25 protein-coding genes are annotated in these 24,202 nt (G+C 70.7%); 10 read left to right on the top strand and 15 right to left on the bottom strand.

What is annotated here, in order from left to right; all coding sequences use genetic code 11:
• Nucleotides 1-24: 24 nt before the first annotated feature.
• On the top strand, nucleotides 25-444 hold the full coding sequence (locus JL475_RS23085) for a hypothetical protein (protein WP_237408007.1): 420 nt from the start codon (nucleotides 25-27) through the stop codon (nucleotides 442-444).
• A gap of 249 nt (nucleotides 445-693) precedes the next feature.
• Entirely contained in the window at nucleotides 694-1,050 is a 357-nt protein-coding gene (locus JL475_RS23080) for a hypothetical protein (RefSeq protein WP_202279729.1), read from the top strand.
• Nucleotides 1,051-1,225: 175 nt separating this feature from the next.
• On the opposite strand, the gene JL475_RS23075 is transcribed toward JL475_RS23080, so the two are convergent.
• A complete protein-coding gene (locus JL475_RS23075) occupies nucleotides 1,226-2,053 on the bottom strand; it encodes a hypothetical protein (protein WP_307825129.1) in 828 nt (275 codons plus the stop codon).
• A gap of 97 nt (nucleotides 2,054-2,150) precedes the next feature.
• Here JL475_RS23075 and JL475_RS23070 point away from each other — a divergent pair, with 97 nt between their 5' ends.
• The gene (locus tag JL475_RS23070) at nucleotides 2,151-3,059 is read left to right on the top strand and encodes a phosphorothioated DNA-binding restriction endonuclease (RefSeq protein WP_202279728.1); all 909 of its coding nucleotides are present in this window, start codon (nucleotides 2,151-2,153) and stop codon (nucleotides 3,057-3,059) included.
• On the opposite strand, the gene JL475_RS23065 is transcribed toward JL475_RS23070, so the two are convergent.
• Nucleotides 3,048-3,539 carry an HAD domain-containing protein gene (locus JL475_RS23065; protein WP_202279727.1) on the bottom strand — a complete coding sequence of 164 codons (492 nt, stop codon included), beginning with the start codon at nucleotides 3,537-3,539 and terminating at the stop codon, nucleotides 3,048-3,050. The two genes, JL475_RS23070 and JL475_RS23065, sit on opposite strands and share 12 nt — an antisense overlap.
• A 12-nt stretch (nucleotides 3,540-3,551) precedes the next feature.
• On the bottom strand, nucleotides 3,552-4,019 hold the full coding sequence (locus tag JL475_RS23060) for a DUF2000 domain-containing protein (protein WP_202279726.1): 468 nt from the start codon (nucleotides 4,017-4,019) through the stop codon (nucleotides 3,552-3,554).
• Here JL475_RS23060 and JL475_RS23055 point away from each other — a divergent pair.
• Nucleotides 4,018-4,836, top strand: coding sequence for an AraC family transcriptional regulator (locus JL475_RS23055; protein ID WP_202279725.1), 819 nt, complete (start codon nucleotides 4,018-4,020; stop codon nucleotides 4,834-4,836). The two genes, JL475_RS23060 and JL475_RS23055, sit on opposite strands and share 2 nt — an antisense overlap.
• A gap of 23 nt (nucleotides 4,837-4,859) precedes the next feature.
• Here the strand turns inward: JL475_RS23055 and JL475_RS23050 are convergent, their stop codons facing one another.
• Both JL475_RS23050 and mshA read right to left on the bottom strand, forming a co-directional pair.
• Nucleotides 4,860-5,372, bottom strand: a complete 513-nt coding sequence (locus JL475_RS23050) for a YbjN domain-containing protein (protein ID WP_202279724.1) — start codon at nucleotides 5,370-5,372, stop codon at nucleotides 4,860-4,862.
• Nucleotides 5,365-6,702: a D-inositol-3-phosphate glycosyltransferase gene (gene mshA / locus JL475_RS23045; protein WP_202279723.1), complete on the bottom strand. Its 1,338-nt coding sequence runs from the start codon at nucleotides 6,700-6,702 to the stop codon at nucleotides 5,365-5,367. Before mshA ends, JL475_RS23050 begins: the two co-directional genes overlap by 8 nt.
• A 298-nt stretch (nucleotides 6,703-7,000) precedes the next feature.
• On the opposite strand from mshA, the gene JL475_RS23040 reads away from it, so the two are divergent.
• The 3 genes from JL475_RS23040 (at nucleotide 7,001) to JL475_RS23030 (ending at nucleotide 10,842) form a co-directional block, all read left to right on the top strand.
• A complete protein-coding gene (locus JL475_RS23040; RefSeq protein WP_202279748.1) occupies nucleotides 7,001-7,792 on the top strand; it encodes a class I SAM-dependent methyltransferase in 792 nt (263 codons plus the stop codon).
• 165 nt (nucleotides 7,793-7,957) lie between these two features.
• Entirely contained in the window at nucleotides 7,958-9,145 is a 1,188-nt protein-coding gene (locus JL475_RS23035; protein WP_202279722.1) for a C40 family peptidase, read from the top strand.
• Nucleotides 9,146-9,450: 305 nt separating this feature from the next.
• The gene (locus JL475_RS23030; RefSeq protein WP_202279721.1) at nucleotides 9,451-10,842 is read left to right on the top strand and encodes a PP2C family protein-serine/threonine phosphatase; all 1,392 of its coding nucleotides are present in this window, start codon (nucleotides 9,451-9,453) and stop codon (nucleotides 10,840-10,842) included.
• Nucleotides 10,843-10,864: 22 nt separating this feature from the next.
• On the opposite strand, the gene JL475_RS23025 is transcribed toward JL475_RS23030, so the two are convergent.
• The 3 genes from JL475_RS23025 to JL475_RS23015 form a co-directional block, all read right to left on the bottom strand.
• Nucleotides 10,865-11,197 carry a DUF2516 family protein gene (locus JL475_RS23025; protein WP_202279747.1) on the bottom strand — a complete coding sequence of 111 codons (333 nt, stop codon included), beginning with the start codon at nucleotides 11,195-11,197 and terminating at the stop codon, nucleotides 10,865-10,867.
• A gap of 151 nt (nucleotides 11,198-11,348) precedes the next feature.
• Entirely contained in the window at nucleotides 11,349-11,987 is a 639-nt protein-coding gene (locus JL475_RS23020; RefSeq protein ID WP_202279720.1) for a hypothetical protein, read from the bottom strand.
• A 76-nt stretch (nucleotides 11,988-12,063) separates the two neighbouring features.
• Nucleotides 12,064-12,690, bottom strand: coding sequence for a helix-turn-helix domain-containing protein (locus JL475_RS23015; protein WP_202279719.1), 627 nt, complete (start codon nucleotides 12,688-12,690; stop codon nucleotides 12,064-12,066).
• A gap of 187 nt (nucleotides 12,691-12,877) precedes the next feature.
• On the opposite strand from JL475_RS23015, the gene JL475_RS23010 reads away from it, so the two are divergent.
• Entirely contained in the window at nucleotides 12,878-13,324 is a 447-nt protein-coding gene (locus tag JL475_RS23010; RefSeq protein ID WP_202279718.1) for a hypothetical protein, read from the top strand.
• Between the two features lie 179 nt (nucleotides 13,325-13,503).
• On the top strand, nucleotides 13,504-14,583 hold the full coding sequence (locus tag JL475_RS23005; protein WP_202279717.1) for a MerR family transcriptional regulator: 1,080 nt from the start codon (nucleotides 13,504-13,506) through the stop codon (nucleotides 14,581-14,583).
• A 106-nt stretch (nucleotides 14,584-14,689) separates the two neighbouring features.
• Here the strand turns inward: JL475_RS23005 and rox are convergent, their stop codons facing one another.
• From rox to JL475_RS22975, 6 genes are all read right to left on the bottom strand, one after another.
• Nucleotides 14,690-16,195, bottom strand: a complete 1,506-nt coding sequence (gene rox, locus JL475_RS23000) for a rifampin monooxygenase (protein WP_202279716.1) — start codon at nucleotides 16,193-16,195, stop codon at nucleotides 14,690-14,692.
• Nucleotides 16,196-16,462: 267 nt separating this feature from the next.
• Nucleotides 16,463-17,503 (bottom strand): vWA domain-containing protein, encoded by a 1,041-nt coding sequence (locus tag JL475_RS22995; protein ID WP_202279715.1) that lies wholly within the window; start codon nucleotides 17,501-17,503, stop codon nucleotides 16,463-16,465.
• Nucleotides 17,504-17,642: 139 nt separating this feature from the next.
• Nucleotides 17,643-19,682 (bottom strand): phosphotransferase family protein, encoded by a 2,040-nt coding sequence (locus JL475_RS22990; protein ID WP_202279746.1) that lies wholly within the window; start codon nucleotides 19,680-19,682, stop codon nucleotides 17,643-17,645.
• Nucleotides 19,683-20,073: 391 nt separating this feature from the next.
• Nucleotides 20,074-20,955, bottom strand: a complete 882-nt coding sequence (locus JL475_RS22985; RefSeq protein ID WP_202279714.1) for a GntR family transcriptional regulator — start codon at nucleotides 20,953-20,955, stop codon at nucleotides 20,074-20,076.
• 50 nt (nucleotides 20,956-21,005) lie between these two features.
• Entirely contained in the window at nucleotides 21,006-21,848 is an 843-nt protein-coding gene (locus JL475_RS22980; RefSeq protein WP_202279713.1) for an HAD family hydrolase, read from the bottom strand.
• Nucleotides 21,794-22,678 carry a winged helix-turn-helix domain-containing protein gene (locus JL475_RS22975; RefSeq protein WP_202279712.1) on the bottom strand — a complete coding sequence of 295 codons (885 nt, stop codon included), beginning with the start codon at nucleotides 22,676-22,678 and terminating at the stop codon, nucleotides 21,794-21,796. Before JL475_RS22975 ends, JL475_RS22980 begins: the two co-directional genes overlap by 55 nt.
• Nucleotides 22,679-22,841: 163 nt before the next feature.
• Between JL475_RS22975 and JL475_RS22970 the strand changes: the two genes are divergently transcribed.
• The gene (locus tag JL475_RS22970) at nucleotides 22,842-23,030 is read left to right on the top strand and encodes a hypothetical protein (RefSeq protein ID WP_202279711.1); all 189 of its coding nucleotides are present in this window, start codon (nucleotides 22,842-22,844) and stop codon (nucleotides 23,028-23,030) included.
• A 27-nt stretch (nucleotides 23,031-23,057) separates the two neighbouring features.
• Here the strand turns inward: JL475_RS22970 and JL475_RS22965 are convergent, their stop codons facing one another.
• Complete coding sequence (locus JL475_RS22965) at nucleotides 23,058-23,969, bottom strand: winged helix-turn-helix domain-containing protein (protein ID WP_202279710.1); 912 nt, start codon at nucleotides 23,967-23,969, stop codon at nucleotides 23,058-23,060.
• Nucleotides 23,970-24,202: the final 233 nt, after the last annotated feature.

Raw genomic sequence — 24,202 nt, 5'->3', positions numbered from 1 at the left:
CCGAAGACGGCACGGGAGTTGCCGGTGGAGACCTGGCGAATCACCGGTGGCTTCACAGTCCGTGAAAAAGCCGAAAAGGCTTTGCTCGGACATGAGTTCGCGAGCGAGGGAGCGGTCGATCGGCCGTCCTATTCTTCTGGCATGGCGAAGCGGTGGCGGTCTCTGGGTAAGGCGTTCTGGGCTCTGGACCGGGTCCTGGGCGGGCAGCAGCGTCCGACCCGGCTCCATCAATGGGTGGCCCGTCACCCGGTCGGGACCGGTCTCTGCACGGCCGTCCCCTTCACGCTCTTCTTCTGGCTGACAGCGCCCGAGGGAGAGCCCGATTCTCTTCTGTTCACCGTGATCTTCGGACTGCTCATGGGACTCGTCTTCGGGCTCACGGCTGTCTTGGAGCGGCTTCGGCAGCGTCGGCTCAAGCGTCTGGGGATATGGGACGGCTCTTGAGCAGGTGGTGATCCGCCGGAGGCGAGGGGCGCTCGGCGCTGCCGGATGCCGGAAGGCCACGGCGTGGCCTCTTTGCCGTACCGAGCAGGCGCGTGAGGCTGATCGAGCGGTCATCATGACGGATGATCAGGGTTGGTCGGGCTGTCGGCCACATCGGCCACGGTTGGTGGTCTTCTCCCCGGTGGCCGGGGCGGTCCGGCGGTGGCGGGAGCGCCGCGCCGGCCGGGTGGCGAGCGAAGGGCGGCGGGCGTGAACCGACACGTCTCCTGGAGTGAGACCCTGCTCGTGGTCCTGGTCTGCTGGGTGGTCAGCTGCCTGGGGTACGCCGTGTTCGCCGCTCTGGACGAGCCGGGCCTCGCGGTCGCACCCCTCCTGGGCATGGGGCTCGTCCAGTGGTTCTGGACGCGCCACCGCGTCTGGCCGGCCGCGATCGCGGCGGTCTTCGCGGGGGTCGTCGTCCTGTTCGGGACCGTCGACCTTCTGCGCCCGGACCTGGGCCGGTACGTCGGTGACGCGCTGGCCACCGGTCTCGGCGCGACGGCGGCCCTGGGCGTCTTCACCCTGATGTGCCGCATCCGCACACGGGCCGGTAACCGAGACCAATGAGCCGGAGGGAAACGGCGATCACCCGCTGGGAGGGGGCTCGGATCCCGGGCGAGGACGTCCCCTTCGCCCGCGGGGCCGGCCAGTCCGTGCAGCAGGAGGAGCGGCGGGCCCGGACCGCCCCGGTCGCGGCAGGACAGACGCACGCCGTCACGCATCCCAATGACCGCCGCAGTGCTCAAGAGGCAGCCAGTCTCAGGTGCTCCTGCACGCCGTACGGGTACATCCACGGACTGTGGTCGCCGGTGCCGAGGTGGTCGATCGCGATCAGGGTGTCCGACGCGGTCTTGCACCGTGGGTGCCGGGTGGCGAAGTCGGCGATGCGGGGGCGCTGAGTGGGGAGCCAGGCGGCGATGGTCTGGGGGTCGCCGTCGTACCACCACCAGAACTGGAAGTCGTCCCAGAGGAGGTCGGTCGCCCAGTCGAAGGCGAGGCGGACCAGGCCGGCGTCCGCCTCGGGGCCGGGGAGAGCGGCGAGGTGGTTCAGCCAGGGCCACAGGTCGCCCGTCGCGTGTGCGATGCCTTCCACCAAGTCGGTGACGGCCTCCGCAGGTCGCCCGTCGACCAGGGCGACGGCCAGCAGCGCGCGGAAGGCCCGCTCGACCGCGGCACGTTCGGGTGCGGGCCAGTCGGCCAGCACGGCCCCGTGGCCGCCGAGGTGACCGAGCTCTCCGGACGGGTCGACGTCATGGCCCTCCGGGCCCCAGTAACGCAGTGCGCGCGGCATGAGGCGGCGCCACAGGAGGGGGTACTGGTCCTTGTCCCAGTGGCCGACGACTTCACGCATGAACGGCCCGAGGACATCGTCCGGCACGGCGGCGGGGTCGCCGCCGAGCATGCGCAGCTCCGACTCCGGGGTGCAGTACGTGCAGCCGGCCACCGGTCGGTCCAGTGCGGGAGGCGATGCGAAGACCCGGTCGACCTCGGCGAGCGCGTCCCGCCACATCGCGTACGGATCGAAGGAATCGGGGGCACCGGGGGAAACGGCGTCAAGGGGATCGGACACGGCGCGACCTGCCACGGAGACTCCGCGCAGGGAGCCCGGCGAAGAGCGTGACACTACCACTGGGCGGGGATACCGGGCGTCACTACGATCACCAGCCATGAACTGGGTCGAGCGCGCAGCCGAGTTGAGGCAATGGAGCAAGGGGGCGGTGCGGGCTCCGCACAAGCCGTTGCTGTTGCTGTACGCCCTCGGCCGGTTCCAGCGGGAGCACGGCGACGGCGAACTGCGGTACAGCGCCGTGGAGGAGGACCTGAAACGGCTGTTGGCCGAGTACGGACCGGCCAATCGGACGTCGCCCGCCTATCCGTTCCACCATCTGGTCAGCGACGGGGTGTGGGAGGTGCGGAGCGATCGCGGGGCCGGCAGCCCCGGCACCGGGGTGCGGGAGCTGCGCGCGACCGGCGCCACCGGGCGGCTCGTACCGGAGTTGCGGGTGGCGTTGCGGCGGGAGCCGTCGCTGCTCGGCCGGATGGCACAGGTGCTGCTCGACGCCAACTTCCCGCCCTCGCTGCACGGCGAACTGTGCGAGGCCGTCGGCCTGGAACTGGAGCCCGCGGAGACGACCCGTCTCACGGCCGTCCGGCGGCAACGGGACCGCCGGATGCGGGAGCTGGTGCTGACCGCGTACGAGCACCGGTGTGCCTTCTGCGGTTACGACGGCCGGATCGGGAGCGTGCCCGTGGGGCTGGAGGCGGCGCATGTGCGCTGGTGGGCGTTCGACGGTCCGGACGACGTCGACAACGGGCTGTGCCTGTGCTCGCTGCACCACAAGCTCTTCGACAAGGGTGTCCTCGGGGTCGGCGACCAGCACCGCATCCTGGTCTCGCAGCGTTTCGTCGGGCACGGCGGCGCGGCCCGCGCGCAGGTCACCGAGCTCTCCGGGCGGCCCCTCATCGGCCCGCAGCCGGGGACCGCCCCCGTCGCGGCACCGCACCGCGCCTGGCACCTCACGCAGGTCTTCCAAGGTGACCCGCGCCCGGCTCACGCCGCCTCGTCATCGGGGTGAGCGCCCGCGCAGCCATTCCTCCGTCGCCGTGAAGTCCTCCTCCGTGAGCCCCTTCGCCGGATCCACCCGGAGCAGCAGGGCGGGCGCCGGGTGGGCCGACTCGGTCCACAGGCGGTCCACCGGGCCGATCTCGTCGTCCAGCCAGACGAACGGGCGCGGTCCGGCCCACTCCGACAGGGGACGCGTCTTCCAGTGGAGGCCGCGCGGGGCGGGCGCGTCATCGGCCTCCGGCCAGTCCACCACCGGCAGCCTCGGCAGGCCGAGGCGTGGGGCGATCGTGTCGTTCGCCTCGTGCCGCCAGGTCGTCGCCCACACCAGGTCGCAGGGCAGGGCAAGCAGGCGCGGGCCCACCGTGGGGTCGAGACGGCCCAGCAGGGGGTTGCCCTCGTGCGTGAGCGGCTCCCGCGCCCCCTCCCCGAAGGGGATCAGCGGGCCGTCCACGTCCAGGAAGAGGAGCGGGCGAGGCGGTGGGGCCAGCATGCACCCACCGTCTCACGGGTGCATCCTCGCCCCCTTCAGGACCTTGTCCACCGCGTTCCTCGGGCCGTGCACCGCCAGGCCGACCAGGTCCAGGTCGGGCGTGCCGACGGCGCGGACCGCCGCGCGGTTGGCCTCGTCGTGGCCCGTGGAGAAGAGGTCCGAGGTGAACAGCGCGCGCGGCAGGGCGCGGGAGAGGGCCCGGGTGTGCGCCGCCTTCAGGGTCTCCTTGGTGCCCTCGAAGACCAGCACCGGCTGGCGGAACATCGGCAGGTAGGGCACGCCGTCCGCGTCCTCGTAGGGCTCGCCGATCAGGTCGGGCACCTGGGTGCCCAGGCCGCTGACCAGGAACGCGGTGACGTTGAGGCGCTGCCAGGTCTCCAGGTCCTCGCGCAGCAGGACGGCGATCTTCGTGTCGAAGCGTGTGCTCATGCCTCGAGACTGCCGATCGGCGTACGTCCCCGTCTTGTACGTTGTTTGCATGCCCGCAGCGCGCGCGGACGGCCCCCGGCGCACCGTTTCCGCCTGGCGGCCCCGGGTCCCGGGCGTCGTCGAGGTGTTCCACGCCCGCTTCACCGAGTACGCCTACCCGATGCACGTCCACGACGCCTGGACGCTGCTGATCGTCGACGACGGCGCCGTGCGGTACGACCTCGACCGGCACGAGCACGGCACCCCGCACGACACCGTGTCCCTGCTGCCGCCGCACGTCCCGCACAACGGTGCCTCCGCCACCCCGGACGGCTTCCGCAAGCGGGTGCTCTACCTCGACGGCACCCACCTCGGGGACGATCTGATCGGGGCCGCCGTCGACCGGCCCGACCTGCGTGATCCCCTGCTGCGGCGGCGGGTCGGGCAGGTGCACGCGGCGCTCGTGGGGCCCGGCGAGGAACTGGAGGCGGAGAGCAGGCTGACGCTCGTCGGGGAGCGGCTGCGGGCCCATCTGCGGTCCCGGGACGATGCCGCACGAGTACCTCGGCGGGATCCCGTCCTCGCGCGCCGGCTGCGGGAGTTGCTCGACGCGCGGGTCGTGGAGGGGATCGGCCTGGCGGAGGCCGCGGGGCTGCTGTCCGCGCATCCCGCGCACCTGGTACGGGCGTTCAGCGGTGCCTACGGCATCGCGCCGCACCAGTACCTGATGTCCCGTCGGGTGGGCCGGGCCCGTCGGCTGCTGCTCGACGGGGGGCCGCCGAGCGAGGTCGCGGTGGCCACCGGTTTCTACGACCAGGCCCATCTCACCCGGCACTTCCGGAAGTTGGTCGGTGTCACACCGGGCCGTTACCGCGCGGGAGGCCGGTAGCCCTGCGGTGACCTGCGCGGTCCCTACTCGTCCGAGGGGCGCTCGATGAGTCGGGTGAACGCGTCCAGGTTCCGTGTCGACTCCCCGCGCGACACCCGCCAGGCGTGCTCCTTGCGGATCGCGGTGGCGAAACCCAGTTCCAGCAGGGTGTTGAAGCTGCCGTCGGCGGCCTCCAGGACCTGGCCGAGCAGCCGGTCGACCTCGTCCGGGGTCACGGCGGGCAGCGGGAAGCGGCCGGTGACGTAGATGTCGCCGAGCGGGTCCACGGCGTAACCCACGCCGTACAGCTTGAGGTTGCGCTCCAGGAGCCAGCGGTGGACGGCGGCCTCGTTCTCGTCGGGGTGCCGGATGACGAAGGCGTTGAGGGAGAGCGAGTGCCTGCCGACGATGAGGGAGACCGTCGTGGACAGTTTGCGGGTGCCGGGGAGCTTCACGACGTACGTGCCGGCCGCGGGACTCTCCCAGTCGAGTCCGGCGTCCTTGAGGACGCCCTCGACGACCTGTGCCGCCGCCTGCTGCTGTTCCGCTTCAGCCATGCTGGGAGCGTACGTGACGGCGGTGGGCCTGCGTCGCGGCCGTGTAGACGTCGGCCGTGGCGGCGGCCGACCTGTCCCAGCCGAAGGACCGGGCGTGCCGGGCGGCGGCCCCGCCCATCCGGTCGGCGAGGTCGGGCCGGTCGGCGAATTCGAGCAGCACGCGCGCGTAGGCCTCGGGGTCGTGTCCCTGGACGAGGAAGCCGGTGTGTCCGTCCCGTACGGCCACCGGCAGGCCGCCGACCGAGGCGGCGAGCACCGGGGTGCCGGCGGCCTGCGCCTCTATGGCGACCAGGCCGAAGGACTCGCTGTAGGAGGGCATGACCAGGACGGACGCGGCCCGGAACCAGTCCGCGAGCTGTTCCTGCTCGACCGGCGGACAGAACCGTACGACGTCGGCGATGCCCAGGCGGGCGGCGAGTTTCTGCAGTCCCTCGGGCTTGGCGAGGCCGCTGCCGCTGGGGCCGCCGACCACGGGGACGCAGAGCCGGGAGCGCAGCTCGGGGCGTTCGGCGAGCAGCGCGGCGACCGCGCGGAGCAACACGTCGGGGGCTTTGAGCGGCTGGATGCGGCCCGCGAAGAGCGGGATCAGGGCGTCCTGGGGCAGTCCCAGGCGGGCGCGGGCGGCGGCCCGGCCGTCGGACGGGCGGAAGCGGGACAGGTTGACGCCGGGATGGACGACGGCGACCTTGTCCGGGTCGGCCGCGTAGTGCTGTACGAGTTCCTCGGCCTCTCCGGCGGTGTTGGCGATCAGCCGGTCCGCGGCGGCCACTATCTGGGTCTCGCCGATGACCCGGGCGGCCGGCTCGGGTGTGTCGCCGACGGCGAGGTTGGCGTTCTTGACCTTGGCCATGGTGTGCATGGCGTGCACCAGGGGGACGCCCCAGCGCTGGGCGGCGAGCCAGCCGACGTGGCCGGAGAGCCAGTAGTGGGAGTGGACCAGGTCGTAGTACCCGGGCCGGTGGCCGGCCCACGCGTGCATCACACCGTGCGTGAAGGCGCACAGCTGGGCGGGCAGCTCCTCCTTGGCCAGGCCCTCGTAGGGGCCGGCGTCGACGTGCCGGACGAGGACGCCGGGCGCGAGTTCCACGGAGGGCGGGAGGGCGGCGGTGGTCGCGCGCGTGAAGATCTCGACCTCGATGTTGATCGCGGCGAGACGCTGCGCGAGTTCCACGATGTAGACGTTCATGCCGCCGGCGTCGCCGGTCCCCGGCTGGTGCAGTGGGGACGTGTGCACGGAGAGCATCGCCACGCGGCGGGGCCTGCGATGCAGTCGCAGCCGCGGGGACGCGGCGGGGGAGCGCCGCCCGAGCCTGGCGATGTACTGGCTCACGTGGCGTTCCTCCTCGTTGCGGGCCTGACTTTCCGGCATGGCTTTCGGGGGCGTGCGGGCCCTCCAGCTCCCCAACACCGGAGGGGCCGCTCCCATTTCCGGGTGACCTCTCGGGATCGGGTCTTTGCCGAATCATTACCGATTGTCGCTCAACCGTTCGAGTACCGGGTGCGTGGGCGCGGGGCCGTCCTCCGGCGGCCCTCCCCGGTCGGTTCCTGCCGGGCCCGGCCGCGCGCATACCCTCGTACGCATGACCGCCCGCGCCGCCGCCCTCCCCCGCTCCCGGAGGTCCCCCGTCGTGGGTGCGGTGACGCGCGGGACGACCAACCCCAACCGTCTGCGCCGCATGGACCGCTGGATCGCGGCCACGCACGGCACCGCGCTGCGCCGCGCCGACCACCCCGTCGCCGTCGACCTCGGCTACGGCGCCGCCCCCTGGACGGCGGTCGAACTGCTGCACCGCCTGCGAACCGTGGCCCCCCGCACGCATGTGGTCGGCGTCGAGATCGAACCGGCCCGGGTCGCGGCGGCCCGCCCGTACGAGCGTGAGGGGCTGGCCTTCCGGCACGGCGGCTTCGAGATCCCGCTCCCCGGACGGCCGACGCTGATCCGCGCGGCGAACGTCCTGCGCCAGTACGACGAGGCCGAGGTCGCCGCCGCCTGGCAGCGGCTGTGCGCACGGCTCGCCCCGGCCGAACCGGCGAGCGGCTCGCGCGGCGGGCTGCTGGTCGAGGGGACCTGCGACGAGATCGGGCGGCGGCACGTATGGGTCGCCCTCGGCCCGGAGGGGCCGCGCACGGTCACCTTCGCGACCCGGCTCGGCTCCCTGGAACGCCCCTCGGACCTGGCGGAACGTCTGCCGAAGGCACTCATCCACCGCAACGTCCCCGGCGAACCGGTGCACGCCTTCCTGCGCGACTTCGACCGCGCCTGGGCCGCCGCCGCGCCCTACGCCTCGTACGGTGCCCGCCAGCGCTGGATCCGTACGGTGCGGGAGCTGACCGCCGACTGGCCGGTGACGGACGGGCCGGCCCGGTGGCGGCAGGGCGAAGTCACGGTGCGGTGGGAGGCCTTGGCGCCACGGGGGTGAACTCCGGGAACGATCTCCGTGAGTCGTTCGTCACATCGACGGGGCGAGCCCCATAACGGGGAGGGGGAGCCGGGAAGCGTCACCTCTGTCACTTCGGGCGCCGACATGGCACCATCCCCCCTGGTGAAGAATGTTACTGACGGTTAATCAGTTTGGGGGCGGGTCATGGAGACCGGCAGGCGCATGCTGACCACGGCGGCAGTGACCGTGGTCTGCGCGATCACCGTACTGGCGGCACCGGGCACGGCGTTCGCGGCTCCCACTCCCCCGCCGGCCCCGAGCGCGAGCGCGAGTGCCGATGTCGCGCCGTCCAAGGACCTCGAAGCCGTACGCAAGAAGCTCGACAGCCTCTACCGCGCCGCGGCGGTGGCCACCGAGGAGTACAACGCCGCCGAGGAGAAGGCGGAGCAGCAGTCCACCGAGATCGCCCGGCTGGCCAAGAAGATCGCCAAGGGCAAGGAGAAACTGGACGAGTTGAAGGACCGCGCGGGCGCCGCGGCCGCGTCCCAGTACCGCGGTGGCGGACTCCCGCCCGAGGCCCACCTGATGCTGAGCGACGACCCGCAAGAATTCCTCGTCGGCGCGGGCCGGATCCGTCAGGGCCAGCACGCGACCAAGGGTCTGCTCGGTGAAACGAAGCGCACCCAGGAGGACTTGGAGCAGTACGCGCAGGACGCCGACGCCCAGTGGCGGAAGCTGGAAGCGGGCCGCAAGGCCAAGGCCAAGGCGCAGAAGAAGATCGAGAAGCAGATCGCGGCGGCCGAGAAGATCGAGTCCGAGCTGGAGCAGGAGGAGAAGGAACGGCTGGCCGAGCTGGAGCGGCGGGCCGCCGAGAAGGCCCAGTCCGCCTGGCTGGACTCCGGCGCCCTCGACGGCATCGGGACGGAGGCGACCGAGCAGGGCAGGAAGGCCGTCGCGTACGCCACCGCGCAGATCGGCAAGCCGTACGAGTGGGGCGCCGAGGGCCCGAAGGCGTACGACTGCTCGGGTCTGACCTCCCAGGCGTGGAGAGCGGGCGGGCAGGGCATCCCGCGCACCTCGCAGGAACAGTGGAAGCAGCTGACGCGCGTCGCCGTCACGGAGATGCGGCCCGGTGACCTCGTCATCTACTTCGACGACGCCAGCCATGTCGGCATGTACGTCGGAGACGGATCCATCGTCCACGCCCCGCGCCCGGGACGGACGATCACGATCGCGGGAGCCGGTTCGATGCCGATCCTCGGGGTGGTCCGCCCGGACCCGAATGCCGATGAAACCGAGAACAGGGAAAAGAACAGCAAGAACAACAAGAGCGACAAGAACCGCAAAAGCGACAAGAGCAGCGAGATCGGCGCGAAAACGGATGCGAACTGAGCACTCCGTGACCTGCGCCATGTGACCCGGTCCACGCCGAGGGCGCGGCCACACCCCTGCGGGCGTGACGTTCGTCATCCCGACCGCGTCACCGACGTGTCCAACTGCTGCCCATAACACGGCATATGACACCGGCTGACGGCGGAGCGGCGTGCCGCACACCATTCCGCTGCGACGCCGACACCCGCTATCGTCCCCGCTGGAAGGGGCACCCCCCGCTCATCCGAAGTGGAGAGCACGGGGTACACGGGCCGAGACCCCGCGCCCCCACCACGCCCTCGGGGGGAGGGAAGGAACCCGGAAGAATGCCCGCACCCGTACCGCGGCAGAGAACGCTCCCGGCCGCGGAAAGCGGTCAGGCGCACGCCGCATCACCGAACGGTGGCCCCGCCGAGGACGCCTCGGAGGCCGGAGCAACGGCCCCGCGCACGGCGGAGCACACCGAGGACGACACCAGGAACGAGACGCCCTCGACCGCCCCCACCAACCTCACACTGCTGCTGATCGAGGACGACCCGGCGGGCTTGCCGATCGTGCCGGACCTGCTCGACCAGACCGGCAAGCCGATCCGCGTGCGCACCGCCCGCAACCTCACCGAGGCCGAGCGGCTGCTGACCGACGACGTCCACTGCATCCTGCTGGACCTCGCGCTGCCCGCCCCCGGCAGCCGGGCGGGCAGCGGCAACGGCAACAGCGGTGGCGGCGACGGCGACGACGAGCTCGCCGTGCTCAAGCACGTGCTGGAGCTCGCGCCCCGGCACGCCGTCCTCGCGCTGACCGCGTCGGGCGACGCCGAGCGCGGCGCGGAGGCGGTGCGCGTGGGCGCCCAGGACTACCTCTTCCGCGACGAGCTGGACGGTCGGCTGCTGAGCAGGGCGATCCGGTACGCGGTGGAACGAAAGCGTTCCGACACCGCCGAGCGGCGGCTCGCCGAGGGCAGGCTGCGCGCCCAGGAGAACGCCCGCCTGGAACGCGGCCTGCTGCCGACCCCGCTCCTGGACGGCTCCCCGCTCCACTTCGCCGCCCGCTACCGTCCGGGCCGTTCGCGCGCCCTGCTCGGCGGTGACTTCTACGACGTCGTCCGCACCCCGGACGGCACGGTGCACGCCATGATCGGCGACGTCTGCGGCCACGGCCCGGACGAGGCCGCCCTCGGCGTGGAGCTGCGCATCGCCTGGCGCGCGCTGACCCTGGCGGGCCTGTGCGGGGACGAGTTGCTGGGCACGCTGCAGCAGGTGCTGGAGCACGAGCGCGCGGACGACGAGATCTTCGCGACCCTCTGCGCGGTGGACATCTCCCCCGACGGCCGCCGGGCGGGCCTGTGCCTGGCCGGCCACCCCTCACCGCTCCTCGCCCGGCCGGGCCGACCGGCGCGGCTGCTGCCGTACGACAACAACGGCCCGGCGCTCGGGCTGCTGTCCGGAGCCCGCTGGCCGCGTACGGAGGTGGAACTGGGCACGGAGTGGAGCCTGATGCTCTACACGGACGGCCTGATCGAGGGCCGGGTCGGCGACAGCGGGGAACGGCTCGGCCAGGACGGCATGGTCGACATGGTCCACCGCCAGTTCACGGACGGTCTGCGGGGCGAGGAACTGCTGCGGGCGGCCGTCAACGAGGTCCGCGACCTCAACGGCGGGGAGCTGACGGACGACGTGGCGGTACTGCTCCTGGACCGGGTGCCACCGCAGCGGCCGTGACGGTGAGGGGGCTCCGCCCTCCCTACCGTCCGCCGTTGTACGGGCCGTAGGGGCCGTCGCTGCTGGAGCCCCGGTGGCTGCGCCCGCCGCCGGAGAGGCCGCGCAGGGCGGGACGGACGTCGACCATGTACACGATGGTCGCGATCAGCCCGATGATCGGCAGGAACGACAGGATGCCGAAGATCAGGCTCACCACGAAGGCGAGTCCGAGGATGATCAGCCAGAACGGCTTGGTCTTCTTGTCCGCCGCGCGGTAGGCGTCCTCGCGGCGGACGGCCGCGTCGATCAGTGCGAAGCCGCTGAAAACGATCAGGGCCATGTCCAGCAGCCCCATGAACCCATTGAAGCCCTGCATCAGCACAACGTCCACCACCCGACTCGGCTCGTCCTTACGCGGTCACCGTACCCGCAACCGCCGGCCGGCTACCCAGGAGAACGGGCCGGACACCGCGAGAGTGCCCGGCCCGTACCACTCGACGGCACCGCTGCCGCTCGTTCCCACGTGCCTACTTGATGGGCGGCGTCTTCTTGGCCGCCGTGGGCTTGCGCGTCGGGGCCTTCCTGGCGCCGGGCTGCGTCGCCCCGTTGGCGCTGTCCTCCCTGTCGCCCTCACCTCCCACCGACTCGAGCTTCGGCGTGGTCACGGCCTTCGGTCCGGCCGCGGGCTCGGGCTTCGGCTCGACGGCGACGGCTACGTCCTCGACGGCGACGGCGACGTCCTCGATGCCCTCGGCGGCCTCGCCGCGCCAGGTCTTCACGGCCTGCTCGCCGTGCTCGGCGACCTTCTCGTAGGTCTCGCGGGCCTTGACCGCGTACTCGGCGGCGACGCCGACCCCGCGCAGGGCCAGGTCCTGGGCGGACTCGCCGAACTTCTTCAGGTCGGTGTCGAGCGAACCGAAGAACTCGCTGACCTTGGCCTGAACGGTCTCCTGCGTCTCCCTGACCCGGATGGTCGCCTTCTCCTGGACGGCCTTGGGGTCGGTGTTGCGGACGGCCTCGATACGCGAAGGCGCCTCGGCACGGATCTGCTCGACCAGGCCCGGAACCTTCCTGGCCTGCTGCAGGGCGAGGTCGGCGGTGCCGGCGGCGAAGTAGAGCGGGGTCGGGTCGCTGAAGGTCTTGCGCAGGTCGTCGGTGATGGCCATGGTGATGGTCCTCCCGGATTCGTTTTCGGCTGAGGGTCTGTGTGATCCGCGGCGGCGGCCGGTGCCCTGGTCCGGCTCAGTCGGCCGTCTGCTGCGGATCGATGTCACTGCTGGTGCTGCTGGTGCTGCTGGTGCTGTTGCCGGAGGGGCCCCGGCGCCCGGCGTCCGTGCCGCCACCGGCCTTACGGCCGCCCCGACGTATCGCGGAACCGCCGTCAGAGCCGCCGCTCCCGTCGGCGCTCCCGTCGGCGCTTCCGGAAACCTCCGAGGTCTCCGCTTCCTGAGCCACCTCGACAGCACCAGTGACACCGACGACACCGGCGGTCCCGGTCGCCTCACCATCCTCGGCGCCCCCAAACCCGTTCTCCTTGCGGAAGGACTCGTAGATCTGGAGCAGCACCTGCTTCTGACGCTCGCTCAACGTGGGATCGGCGAGGATGACGGCCCGCGTCTCCACTTCCTCCCGGTCCCGCTCGGCGTCGAGGATGCCGGCGCGCACGTACAGCGTCTCGGCGGAGATCCGCAGCGCCTTGGCGACCTGCTGCAACACCTCCGCGCTCGGCTTGCGCAGCCCGCGCTCGATCTGGCTCAGATACGGATTGGACACCCCGGCGGCATCGGCGAGCTGCCGCAGCGACAACTGCGCGTTGCGCCGCTGCTCACGGAGATACTCACCGAGGTTGCCGACATTGAGTGACGCCATACCTCCACCCTGCCCCAGCTCGCTAACTATTGCAAGCACCTGCTTGCAATAGTGCGCCATACCCGTGACCGAGCACTTCGGGCCGGCCATCGGCCCGCCCGTCGACGTCAGGGACCGCACGCCTACGATGCTTCGTAGGACTCGTTCCGCACACCGGGTCACATCCGCATCACGGGGGAGCACACACATGCGCAGGGCAATGACCATGACGGCGCTCGTCGCGGCAGTCGGGCTGATGGCCGCGTGCGGCAGCAGCGGAGGCGGCGAAGCCAAGAAGGAACGCGCCCACAAGGGAACGGCCACGTCGTCGTCCAAGCCGGCCTCCGAGGGCCAGGGCAAGACGTACGAGGTCACCCTCGAAGTCGGCGGCGAGGGCAGGTCCAGCGTCTACTACAACCTCGACACGAACCGCTCCGAGCAGGTCACGCTGCCGTGGAAGAAGTCGGACAGCGTCACCTTGAACAGCACCCAACGCAAGGTCGGGACCATCGTGTCCGTCGTGCCGGGGCCGGTGAAGCTGTCCGACGGCCGGCTCGGCGCGGCTCCCTGTTCGATCACCGTCGACGGGAAGAAGGTCGTCGAGGATCCGGGCGGCACCGAGGGCAAGCACCTGTGCGAGTACACCCTCCGCTGACAGCGCGCCGGTCGCGTGCGGACGGGGTGGGAGTCCTCCGCTCGTGCGGGCCGGAGAGCCCCCACCCCGTGGGTGTGCGGTCGCAGTGCGACGCGAGCAGCCCTGGTTGACCTTCACCTTGGGGGAGGGCACAGCATCGGTGGGGCCGGGCGAGGTGCCCGGCATGAGGAGGAGCGAGCATGGGGCTGCTGACCATCGGGGCGTTCGCGAAGGTGTCCCGACTGTCGCCGAAGGCACTGCGTCTGTACGACGAACTCGGCCTGCTGACCCCCGCTCAGGTCGACCCGGTGACCGGCTACCGCTACTACGCACCGGAACAACTGGACCGGGCCCGGCTGGTCGCCTGGCTCCGGCGCCTGGGAATGCCCCTCGCCCGCATCCAGCACGTCTGCACGCTGGAGGCGGGCCCGGCGGCCCAGGAGATCCGCGTGTTCCGGGCCCAGGTCGAAGCCGACACCGCCGCACGGCGGGACCTGGCCACCTTCCTCATCGACCATCTGTCCAGGAAGGACTCCGCCATGCCCCCGGTCACCGAGCCCCTGGGAATCCGTTACGCCGCACTGTCCGACACGGGCCTGGTCCGCGAGAGCAACCAGGACACCGCCTACGCCGGTTCCCGCCTGCTCGCCGTCGCCGACGGCTACGGCAGTCGGGGAGCCGTGGCGAGCGCGGCCGCCGTCGACGCGCTCAAGCCCCTCGAGACCGACGGCATCCCGGCGGGCCATCTCCTCAACGTCCTCGAAGAGGCGATCGACCGGGCCGAGCACGCGGTGCACGGCGCCGCCGGGAACGGTCCCTCTCCCGAAGAGGCCGGCACCACACTCACCGCGATGCTCTGGACCGGATCGCAGCTGGCCCTCGTCCACATCGGCGACTCCCGGGCGTACCTCCTGCGCGACGGGGAACTGTCCCTGATCACCCACGACCACACCGTGGTGCAGTCGATGGTCGACGAAGGGCGCCTCAGCCCGGAAGAGGCCGCCTCCCACCCCCAGCGGTCGCTGCTGATACGGGCCCTGGGCCGAGGAGCCGATGCCACCCCCGACATGCGCCTGCACGACGCCCGGCGGGGAGACCGGTACCTGCTCTGCTCCGACGGTCTGCCGGCCGTCGTGCCGACCGGGGAGATCCACCGGGTGCTCTCCGGGACCGGGGAGCCCGAGCGGGCGGTCCGCGAACTCATCGCCCTCGCCAACGGCTCCGGCGGCCCCGACAACGTCAGTTGCCTGGTCGCCGATGTCGTGGCGCTCCGGCAGTGAGCGGCGAGCGGCATACACCTCGAGTTGCACCGGATCCGCTCCCGGGAACTCATCCGTGAAGCCGACGCGTACCGGCTCGCGCGACACGTAGGGAGGACCCGGCGATTCAGACGGTGGCGGCGCCGAACCACCGGGGCAGGTGGGTGAGGAGGTCCTGCTGGTCGTCGCCGGCCCATGCCACGTGGCCGTCCGGCCGCAGCAGCACCGCGGGGACGTCCGGTTCCTCGCCGGCGTCGACGACGTGGTCGACGCGGTCGGCCCAGCCCGCCACCGAGAGCCGGCCGGTCCGGTCGAGCAGCAGTCCGCGGCCGCCGCGCATCAGCTCGTAGAGGCGGCCCTGCTTCAGCCGCACGTCCCGCATCCGCCGGCCGAGCAGTTCGTGTCCTTCGCCGAAGTCGTAGCGGACTCCGGTCGCGGTGATCATCTCGGTGACGTACCGGTTCACCTCCTCGAAGTCCATCAGCTTCGAGAGCAGTTCCCGCAGAGCGGTCGCGCCCGGATCGGTTCCCAGCAGCGCGATCTGCGCGCGGGTGTTGTCCAGCACGGCCGCGCCGACCGGGTGCCGTTCGGCGTGGTAGCTGTCCAGCAGTCCTTCCGGCGCCCAGCCGGCCACCACGGCGGCCAGCTTCCAGCCGAGGTTGAAGGCGTCCTGGATGCCGAGGTTGAGCCCCTGCCCGCCGGTCGGCGGGTGGATGTGCGCCGCGTCGCCGGCCAGCAGCACCCGGCCGACCCGGTAGCGCTCGGCCTGCCGGGTGGCGTCGCCGAACCGGGACAGCCAGCGCGGGGAGTGCACGCCGAAGTCGGTGCCCGCGCAGGCCCGCAGCTGCTGCCTGAACTCCTCGAGGGTCGGCGCGGTCGCACCCTCCTCGGCCACACCGTCGGCGGGCACGATGACGCGGAAGACGCCCTCCTTCCCGTCGTCGTTGGGGATGACGCCGAACCGCAGCTGGGTCTTGCGGACCTCCGCGACGACGGCGGCGACCGTCTCCGGGTCCTCGGTCATCTCCATGTCGCCCAGCAGTGTCTCGACCGTGGCGGGCTCGCCGGGGAAACCGACACCGAGCCGCTTGCGCACCACACTGCGGCCCCCGTCGCAGCCGACGAGGTAGCGGGCGCGCAGCCGCGTGCCTCCCCCTCCCCCGGCGGCTACGCCCCCGTTGCCGGGGGGACCTTCACTGGCCAACTCGACGGTCACCCCGTCCTCGTCCTGGCTCAGGTCGACCACTTCGCAGCCGCGCCGGATCTCGGCACCGAGCTCGAGGGCACGCTCGCCCAGCAGCCGCTCGGTGACCGGTTGCAGGGTGGAGAGGCCGTACGGGTGAGCCGTGTCCAAGCGGTCCGGCCACGGCTTCACGATGCCGCCGAAGAGGCCGCCGACCCGGAACTTCTCGCTGACCTCGAGGAACCGGTCCAGCAGACCGCGCTGGTCCATCATCTCGACGCTGCGCGCGTGCAGGCCGCGGCCGCGTGACTGCTCGGTCGGCTCGGTCAGCCGCTCCAGTACGACCACCCGCACACCGTGCAGCCGCAGCTCCCCCGCCAGCATCAAGCCGGTCGGTCCGCCGCCGACCACGATCACGTCGATGACGTCGCTGACTTCACTGACGCCCATCACGGAAACCCCCTGAACGATGTCGATTGCCGGCCGGCTCCCCGCGTCGCGCCGCGAGCCCCGTACAGCGACAAAAGCGCACGCACTTCGCGGACACCTGATTTCCCCAGGTTCCGGCCTCGAGCGACGATTCTGCGCCACGACCCGGGCCTTGCCGCAAGCCCCCCGGTGCGCTATACGTTGAGAGTGGCAAGGAGTGGGCGAACCTCCTTGCCTTTTCCATCTTCCTTCGTCGGCTGCGTCTTCCTGCGTCTTCCTTCATCGGCCTCAGAGCATGAGCAGCAGCCGGGTGTGCGCCACGAGCTTCCGGTTCACGCTGGTGCTCTGCACGAAGATCGTGAAGTCGTCGTTGTGGTCCGGCTTGACGCGGACCTCCACGTCCGGCAGGCCGAGCAGGGCGCGGGCCTCGGGCCCCGTGTACACCCGGTCCGTCTTCTTCTCCAGCACCGCGATCTGCTTCTGCGCCTGGACCTTCTCCGACTTGCTCAGCTGGTAGAACGCCCCACCGGTACGGTAGGCGTGCCCGCATTCGAGGACCCACTCCCGGATCCCCGCGTCACGGGCCACCGGGATCAGCTGGTACTTCGACGGATCCACCGGGGTGAGGCCGGCCGCCTTGATGGTGTCCTTGTTGACCGCGTCCGCGCCCGTGGAGAACACCGCCCGCGATCCCCGGATGCCCTGGGTGCGGCCCACCATGAACTTCTCGGTGGCCTGCTGGATGACCTGCCCGGCCTCCTCCAGCCCCTGTGTGCTCGTGGCGTCCCAGATGGCGATGTTGTCCTTCGGGAAACCGCACTGCATGGCCTCGCGCTTGCCCATCTGGTCCGGCACCAGGACGGCCAGCGTCCAGTTGTCCTCCTGCGTCTGGAACATCTCGGCCACGGCCCCTATCAGTTCACGCTGATCCCTGGCAGGGGCGTCCGGGCAGCGATGGCTCGCGTTCTCCTGCCCGTCGGTGAGGACGAACGTCAGGAAGCTGTGGTCGCCGTACAGTTGAGCCGTCTGCGCCAGCTCCCGCTGGGACTTCAGTGCGGCCGCCAGCAGAGCCGTCATCCCCCCGACCCGGTACATCTGCTTCAGCGACGGCATCCGCAGCACGTCCTTGTCGTAGATGACGCACTCCACCTTGTCGGCGAAGACGTACACCGTGACGCGGGTCTCCTGGTCCAGCTCCCTCGACCGGCGGGCGAGGTACGCGATCTGCTGGTCGGCGACCTCGACGACCTTGCCGCTCAGGTGCGACATGGACGAACTGGCGTCCAGGACAAGGGCGACGTGGTTGATGTAGTTCTGGGCTCCGGACATGACAGATCCCCCTCTTTCCGGCTTTCCGACTCGATGCTCCTACCGTCTCACCCACCACTGACAATCGGCCTCGGCTCCCGGACCGGAGGAAGAGCCCACCCGACCAGGGCCGCAGCCGGACGCCCCGCCCCGCACCCGGCTACACCAGGGCGCGCGCCAGACGCGGGTCGGCGGTGGTGCGGACGGTCAGGCCCAGGGAGCCGGTGGCGACGGCCAGGGTGACCGCGTAGGTGTCCACCGCGCGTTGGACGTTGGGGGCGTCCAGGCTCGCGCCGGTCACGATGCGGTCGAGGTCGACGTAGGCGGAGCGCACGATCTCCAGCCAGCGGTACACCTGCCAGTCCTTCCGCCAGCCACGGGTGTACTCGGCCGGCAGCCCGCGTTCCCAGCGGCGGAACATCCGCTCGCGGATCTCCGGGCGGGTGGGCGTCAGGTGCATGTGCCGCACCAGGTCGTAGAGCGGGTCGCCGACCAGGGCCATCTCCCAGTCGATGAGGGTCAGCACGAAGGCGTCGTCCCTGCGGACCAGGTTCCACGGGTTGAGATCGCCGTGCAGCAGGGACGGCTTGCGGTGGCTCACCTCGTGGCGGGAGAGGATCTGCCGAAGGCGGTCGGCGTCCGGCAGCCCGAGATGCCGCGCCAACCGTTGTGATCTCTCCGGCAGTTCAGCCACCAGCAGGACGAGTTGGTCTTTGAGTGAGGGGTAGGACCCTCCCTCCCTGGCCAGCGGATCGAGTGGTGTGTAGTCCACCCCTGTCAGGGCGCAGAGCTGGTCCACCAGGGCGTCCGCCTCGTGCGGCAGCAGGCCGTTGACCGGATGGTTCGGAGGGCGGCCGGCACCGGCCGGACCCTCGTAGGTGTGAATGGCGAAGGGGTCGTCCGGGTGGCTGACTCCGAGCGCCAGGGCCCTGGGCACGGCCACCGGGACGAGCGCTTCCTCGATGAGCCGCAGGACGGCGTGCTCGCTGAGGATGCCGCGTTCCCTGCTGCATACGTCGGGAAGCTTCCGGCGGACGACCACGGCGCAGCCGGTGCTCGGCACCCGCACCACCGTGTTGAGGTGCGCGGTGCCCTTGAAGACACGGCCGGCCGGAGCCGCTCCTTCGAGCGCCAGGGCCTCCCGCACCGCGGATCCGGGAAAGTCCGCGGGCTGTTCGAGACGCCGGTCCGGTTCCCAGGTCAAGGCTCTGGCGTTCGGGCCGCGCCCGGTGCGGTGGTGGCCGCCGCGGGCCGCCAGCCAGCGGAACAGCGCACGCTCGATCTCCCGCTCCCCCGGCACCCTCCTGAGCCGCAGCGGTTCGGAGGCCGACTCCAGCGCCCTGCGCACCTCCGCCGTCGCCTCGTCCAGCTTCTCCTGGGTGAAAGTCTCCTCCAGTGAGCGAGCCGCCCGCATGACATCGGGATACACGGACTGGGCCCGCTCGAAGGCCAGGTAGTGGCGCAGGTCCTTGCCCAGTCCGTTGACGGCGGCCGGACGGACTTCCCGCACGGCGTCCGCCCAGGAGTCCACCACCGCGGACCACTGGTGTTCCGGATACCGCATCCGCACGAGATGGGTCGCCAGGTCGTGCAGCGGGTCACCGTAGGTGGCCAGCTCCCAGTCGACGCCGATGAGCAACGGGTCACCGGTGGACGACACGATCACGTTGTCGCGGTGCAGGTCGGCGTGGAGCAGGCTGTACGGTCGCCGCGCCATGGCGGGGACTCGTCCGGCCAGCGAGGTCAGGGCGTCCTCGGGAACGCCGAGCGCCGTGAACAGCCCGCCGAACGCCTCCCGGTTCGGCCGCCTGATCCGGTGATCCGCGAGACGGGTCAACGTCCGCAGGAATCCCTGGCTGTCGGTGTCGTTGCTGGGCCAGACGGACGGCAGCGGAGGGAGCCCGGTGCGGCGCACCTGGGCCGTCCGGGCCAGCAGACGGGCCAGCTCCTGAACCATCGGGGTGTCGACGGGTTCACCGTTTCCGCCGAGGCTGGAGAGCGGAACTCCTTCCACATGGCTGTGGATCGCGAACCCGTGTCCCCTGGCCAGAACCTCGGGCATGTGCGGCAGGGTTCTGCTGACGGCGTCGAGGATCTCCTGCTCGGACCGCCATGTTCTGATCACCACCGACAACGCCTCGGCGCGCCGGATCCGCACGGTGACGGGCGTGCCGACGTCACGGCCCAGTGGTCCGGCCATGGCCGGTGTGACCGGTACGACGTAGTTCTGGTGGTGGTGGCCGCCGATCGGCCGTCCCTCCCGCACGGCCAGGTCGACGAAGGCGCGGTGTCCGGGGTCGGGCGCGGGGCGCTCCCCAGCGGCGGGACGGGGAAGCGAAGGTACGCCCACTGACCACTCCGGAGGTGCGAGGGGAGTCACGACACGGCAAACGGTAAGCGTGAGGCCGATGTCACGCACGATGGACGCACGCGACGGAGTGGCATGCGTACCCGTACGCACCAGGTGGTGTGTCACCCCTCTGCGTGAGGACGCGTGAGCTCGTCCGAGATTGGCTCGTCAGCCTCTTGATACGAACGCCGAAGAGCGTTTGCTCAGCCGGTGCGGGCATGCTAGCGGAAGCCTGCCCGGCTCACGCATCGGTGGAGAGCAGCTCCCACACCGAGTCGAACCACTGCCGCATGCTGTCCACGAAGACCGTGCCGGGAGATGTGGGGTCCTCGTCCTTCGCATGGTGGGTGAGAGTGGCGCCGAGCCCCTGGACGTCGAGAGCCATGATCATCTCGCCGGATTCCAGCTCCACCGGCCGTTCCACCACCTCGTACATCCCGTGCAGGACCTCGACGGCGTTGAACAGATAGAGCTTGAAAGCGGGGATCAGCGGCGCATGCCGGATCCGGACGTCGACCGACGGCACCAGTCCCTCCGTCTGCAGGTCCCGCAGTGCTCCTTGGAGCGAGGCGGTGTACCACTCGGTCATGGTCCGCAGCCGCTGCCTCAGCCGTGGGTCGTTCCTGTCGTCCTTGACCCTGGGGTAGGGGGGTTCCAGCGTCGTGTCCGGCAGGAGCATGCGCAGGGTGATGCGCCGGGGCGAGATGAAGCCGCCGCGGACACGTTCCGCCTGGAGCCTGATGTGCGCGTCCAGCGACTCGGACGTCAGCGTGTAGACGTCCAGCGTGACGTCGGGCTGTTCGAAGGCTTCGCTGATGAACGGCGCCAGGGTCACTTCCCGTCGCAGCCTGGTCGCCTTGGCCGCCGGCGACTGTATGCGCTGGGTCTTGATCACCCTCGATCCGCTGCCCTGCCGGGGCTCGATCCAGCCTTCGTTGGCCAGCTCTCGAAGCGCCCGCTGCACCGTGTCGCGGGAGACACCGAGTTCCTCGGCCAGATCGCGCTGTGACGGCAGGAACGACCGCAGCGGATAGGTGCCACCGGCCATCCGGCCACGCAACTTGTCGGCGACCCGCTGGAACTCCCTGCCGCCGCCGCTTTCCCCGAGCTGCTGTCCGTCCATCGGTGGACGATACCGCCGTCGGCTTCGCGGCAACCGGGCCGATCGGTGGTTCAGGCCTGAGGGCCGGAGCGGATGTGTTCGAGCACGGGTTCCAGTGAGGACAGGATCGTGGTGGCGCCCGCGTCCCGCAGCACCTTTCCCTTCCGCTCGTTGCGGGCGTAGCCGACGAAGGGCACGCCGGCCGCCTTCGCGGCGTACAGGTCGGAGGGGGTGTCGCCGATCATCAGGGCGGAGTCCGGGGCCGCACCCATGGCGTTCAGGGCGCGGTTGATGCAGTGGGGGTCCGGTTTGAGCAGGCTGAGCTGCTGGGTGCGGCCGTAGACGTGGGGGGCGAAGCAGCCGAGGAGGTCACGGTCGGCGAGGTACCTGCGGACCACGCGGGGGGAGTTGTTCGTGGTGATGGCCAGCCGGGAGCCCGCCGCGGTCCAGGTGCGGATCAGCGGGTCGGCATAGGGGGTGGGCAGCGCCGAGGAGGTGGCCCGCAGTTCCTCCTGGGTGAGCCGTGCCTCCAACTCCTCCACCAGGTCACTGCCCGGGTGCCGGCGGTCCACGGCACGGAGCACCACGTGCGGGTCCAGGGACTCGCGTTCGGGCTCCGTCAGCAGGCCGTGCAGGCCCCGCCCCTCCAGCCACTCGACGAGCTCCTTCGCCACCCGCTCCGCCGAGTGACCCGCGAACAGGCGGCAGACCGGCCCGTCGAAGTCCCACAGCACCACGCGGGCGCCTCTGATCAGGTCGCTCGGATCGTTCAGGTCGCTCGAATTTTCGGGATCGCCGGGATCTTTCCGGCCCTTCTCGGACTTTTGTGTCACCGGATCGGCCTGTGTCGCATCAGAAGTCACCAGGAGAGTGTCAGGTCCGTCGTGATGGTTTCCCAGAGGGCGTCGAACCACTTCTGCGATTCCTCCACGAACGCCTGGTCCCGTTGTCCGGCCTGTTTGGCGAAGAGGAAGAGCAGGGACTGGGAGCCCAGGGCGTCGTACATGTCCAGGGTCTGGGTGCCCCACTCCTCCTCGCGTCTGGCGAGCATGTAGTACCCGAGGAGTGCCTCCTGCCCGTTGAGCAGGTAGAGCTTCATCGGTGGGGTGAAGGGGAGGGCACGGAACCTGACGTGGACGTCGATGCCGTGGGTGTGGCGGACCGCCTGCAGGTTGTGCTGGAGCACCCGGGCCTGGGCGTTGCGCATCTGCAGCCACCGCTCGTGCACCGGGTCGCCGCCGTCGGCGTCCTCGTCGACCAGGACGGGGAAGGCCAGGTTGATCTTCCGGGACGGCAGGAGGACACGGAACTCGATCGACTCGGGGCGGAGCGTGCCCTCATGGATCAGCCGCACGGGTTCCCCTACGGCGATCATCAGGGTCTCGGACGTGTGGCACACGACGTCGATGCGGACGTGCGCCGCCGAGAAGGCCTCGGTGAGGCGGGGGGCCAGGCCGACCATGGTCCGCTGGGGTTCGTCGGGGACCGGGGCCGGTACGGCGACCCGGGGCGGGCTGCCCTTGCTGACGTTGCTCAGGAGGCCGTCCTCCCGAAGGACGCGCAGGGCCTGGCGGACGACGCCGCGCTCCACGCCGAACTCCACGGCGAGCTCGGCCTGGGTGGGCAGGCGCTCGCCGACCTTGAGCTCCCCGGCGCGGATGCGTTCGCGCAGGATGTCGGCGATCTCCTGGGGCGATTTCCTCTTGCTGCCGTTCACTGCGACGTTCTCCTGGGTCACGACCAAACGCTACAACTTTGATCCATCTATGGGGAGTTGTTTGGAAGTTGTTTATAGATACCCACCAAGTGGGGACAACCTAGCAAGAGTTGGTTGCCAACTTGGGCAACTTGACCGGGTTGGCGGAAGTTCCGCTTCCGCTGCCGGGAAAGCGCGAAGGGGGAATGCCGTGCCTGTCCTCGCTCTCATCTCCGCGGTGGTCGTCATCACCGTCGAGCAGTACCTCGAATGGAAGTACGGCATCGCCGGCATCGTCGGCCTGCTGCTGCTCACCGTGGGCATCAAGGCCAAGAGCCCCGGCGTCAGTTCCGCAGGAGCGGTCCTGCTCGCCCTGCTGGTGGCGCGGCCCGCCCTGTGAGCCGTCGGCACCCACGGCCGGGAGACGTCAGTCGGTGAGCACCAGCTCCGAACTGATCGTCTCCCACAGTGCGTTGAACCACAGATGAGACTGCTCCACGAAGGTGGTGTCCCGCGTCCCGGCGCCCTGTTCGAAGGCGAACAGCACGGATCGGGCGCCCTGCACGTCGTACGTCTGAAAGTTCTCCTGGTCGATCTGCGCCTCGCTGCGTGCCAGCGTGTAGTAGGCGAACAGCGCTTCCGTGTCGTTGAGCAGGTACAGCTTCACCGGTGGGGTGAAGGGCAGGGCCCGGAAGGAGACACGGACGTCGATGCCGTGGGTGGCGCGCAGGGCGAGCAGGTTGTGCTGGAGCACCTGACCCTGGGCGTTGCGCATCGACAGCCACCGCTCGTGCACGGCGTGGTCGTCACCGCGGCCCTCGACCGCCACCGGGAAGGCGAGGTCGATGTCCCGGCTGGGCAGCAGGACACGGACGTCGACCTTGGCCGGTTTCAGTCGCCCGGCGTGGATCTGGCGCAGCGGTGCGCCGATCGCGAGGGTGAGGGATACGGCGGTCAGGCAGACGGCGTCGATCTCGACGCGCTCGGCCGCGAACGCGGCGGCGATACGGGGCGCCAGAGCCACCATGGTGGGCTGCGGCGGCGCTACGGGGCCGGTCGGCGCGCTGCCGGGGTCGACGGCGACGAGCGCCGGGGCCCCCTTGGAGACGTTGGTGAGGAGCCTCTCGGACTGCAGGATGCGCAGCGCCTGGCGCACGGTACCGCGCTCGACGCCGAACTCCTCGGCGATCCGGGCCTGGGTGGGCATGCGTTGGCCAGGGCTCAGCTCGCCGGACCTGATCCGGGCGCGCAACTCGTCGGCCACCTCGCGATGTGTCCTCTGTGGCCGCTGTGACCTCTTCCGTCCATTGACGGGGGCGTATTCCGGGTCCACGGCCAAACCCTACAACTTCGCGCCATCTTTGGGCAGTTCAGGGAAAGGTGGTTATGAGCCGCTTCCAGGCGGAGATAACTGAAGAGAAGTTGGTCGCCAACTTGGACGACCTGGTCGAACCTCTTGGGAGGTTGGCTCTCCACGGTGACCGTCGGGAGCACCCCTCAAGGAGCCGGCCGGGCTTCCCTCCTGGAGGGGAGCCGGGAACCCGGCCGGTCAGCACCACGGCGCGACAGCGC

It is taken from the genome of Streptomyces sp. M2CJ-2 (genome assembly GCF_016757295.1).
In the GTDB taxonomy this organism is placed as follows: Bacteria; Actinomycetota; Actinomycetes; order Streptomycetales; family Streptomycetaceae; genus Streptomyces.
This window is presented reverse-complemented; position numbering and strand designations above follow the sequence as displayed.

What these genes read in the sequence shown, in the direction of transcription:
- JL475_RS23010 (WP_202279718.1), top strand. Translation starts at nt 12,878, where the DNA reads ATGCGCAGGGCAATGACCATGACGGCGCTCGTCGCGGCAGTCGGGCTG.
- JL475_RS23065 (WP_202279727.1), bottom strand. Translation starts at nt 3,539, where the DNA reads ATGCTGGCCCCACCGCCTCGCCCGCTCCTCTTCCTGGACGTGGACGGC.
- JL475_RS22990 (WP_202279746.1), bottom strand. Translation starts at nt 19,682, where the DNA reads ATGGCCGGACCACTGGGCCGTGACGTCGGCACGCCCGTCACCGTGCGG.
- JL475_RS23030 (WP_202279721.1), top strand. Translation starts at nt 9,451, where the DNA reads ATGCCCGCACCCGTACCGCGGCAGAGAACGCTCCCGGCCGCGGAAAGC.
- JL475_RS23025 (WP_202279747.1), bottom strand. Translation starts at nt 11,197, where the DNA reads ATGCAGGGCTTCAATGGGTTCATGGGGCTGCTGGACATGGCCCTGATC.
- JL475_RS23050 (WP_202279724.1), bottom strand. Translation starts at nt 5,372, where the DNA reads ATGGCTGAAGCGGAACAGCAGCAGGCGGCGGCACAGGTCGTCGAGGGC.
- JL475_RS23035 (WP_202279722.1), top strand. Translation starts at nt 7,958, where the DNA reads ATGGAGACCGGCAGGCGCATGCTGACCACGGCGGCAGTGACCGTGGTC.
- JL475_RS23020 (WP_202279720.1), bottom strand. Translation starts at nt 11,987, where the DNA reads ATGGCCATCACCGACGACCTGCGCAAGACCTTCAGCGACCCGACCCCG.
- rox (WP_202279716.1), bottom strand. Translation starts at nt 16,195, where the DNA reads ATGGGCGTCAGTGAAGTCAGCGACGTCATCGACGTGATCGTGGTCGGC.
- JL475_RS23005 (WP_202279717.1), top strand. Translation starts at nt 13,504, where the DNA reads ATGGGGCTGCTGACCATCGGGGCGTTCGCGAAGGTGTCCCGACTGTCG.
- JL475_RS23055 (WP_202279725.1), top strand. Translation starts at nt 4,018, where the DNA reads ATGCCCGCAGCGCGCGCGGACGGCCCCCGGCGCACCGTTTCCGCCTGG.
- JL475_RS23070 (WP_202279728.1), top strand. Translation starts at nt 2,151, where the DNA reads ATGAACTGGGTCGAGCGCGCAGCCGAGTTGAGGCAATGGAGCAAGGGG.
- JL475_RS22995 (WP_202279715.1), bottom strand. Translation starts at nt 17,503, where the DNA reads ATGTCCGGAGCCCAGAACTACATCAACCACGTCGCCCTTGTCCTGGAC.
- JL475_RS23015 (WP_202279719.1), bottom strand. Translation starts at nt 12,690, where the DNA reads ATGGCGTCACTCAATGTCGGCAACCTCGGTGAGTATCTCCGTGAGCAG.
- JL475_RS22985 (WP_202279714.1), bottom strand. Translation starts at nt 20,955, where the DNA reads ATGGACGGACAGCAGCTCGGGGAAAGCGGCGGCGGCAGGGAGTTCCAG.
- JL475_RS23060 (WP_202279726.1), bottom strand. Translation starts at nt 4,019, where the DNA reads ATGCAAACAACGTACAAGACGGGGACGTACGCCGATCGGCAGTCTCGA.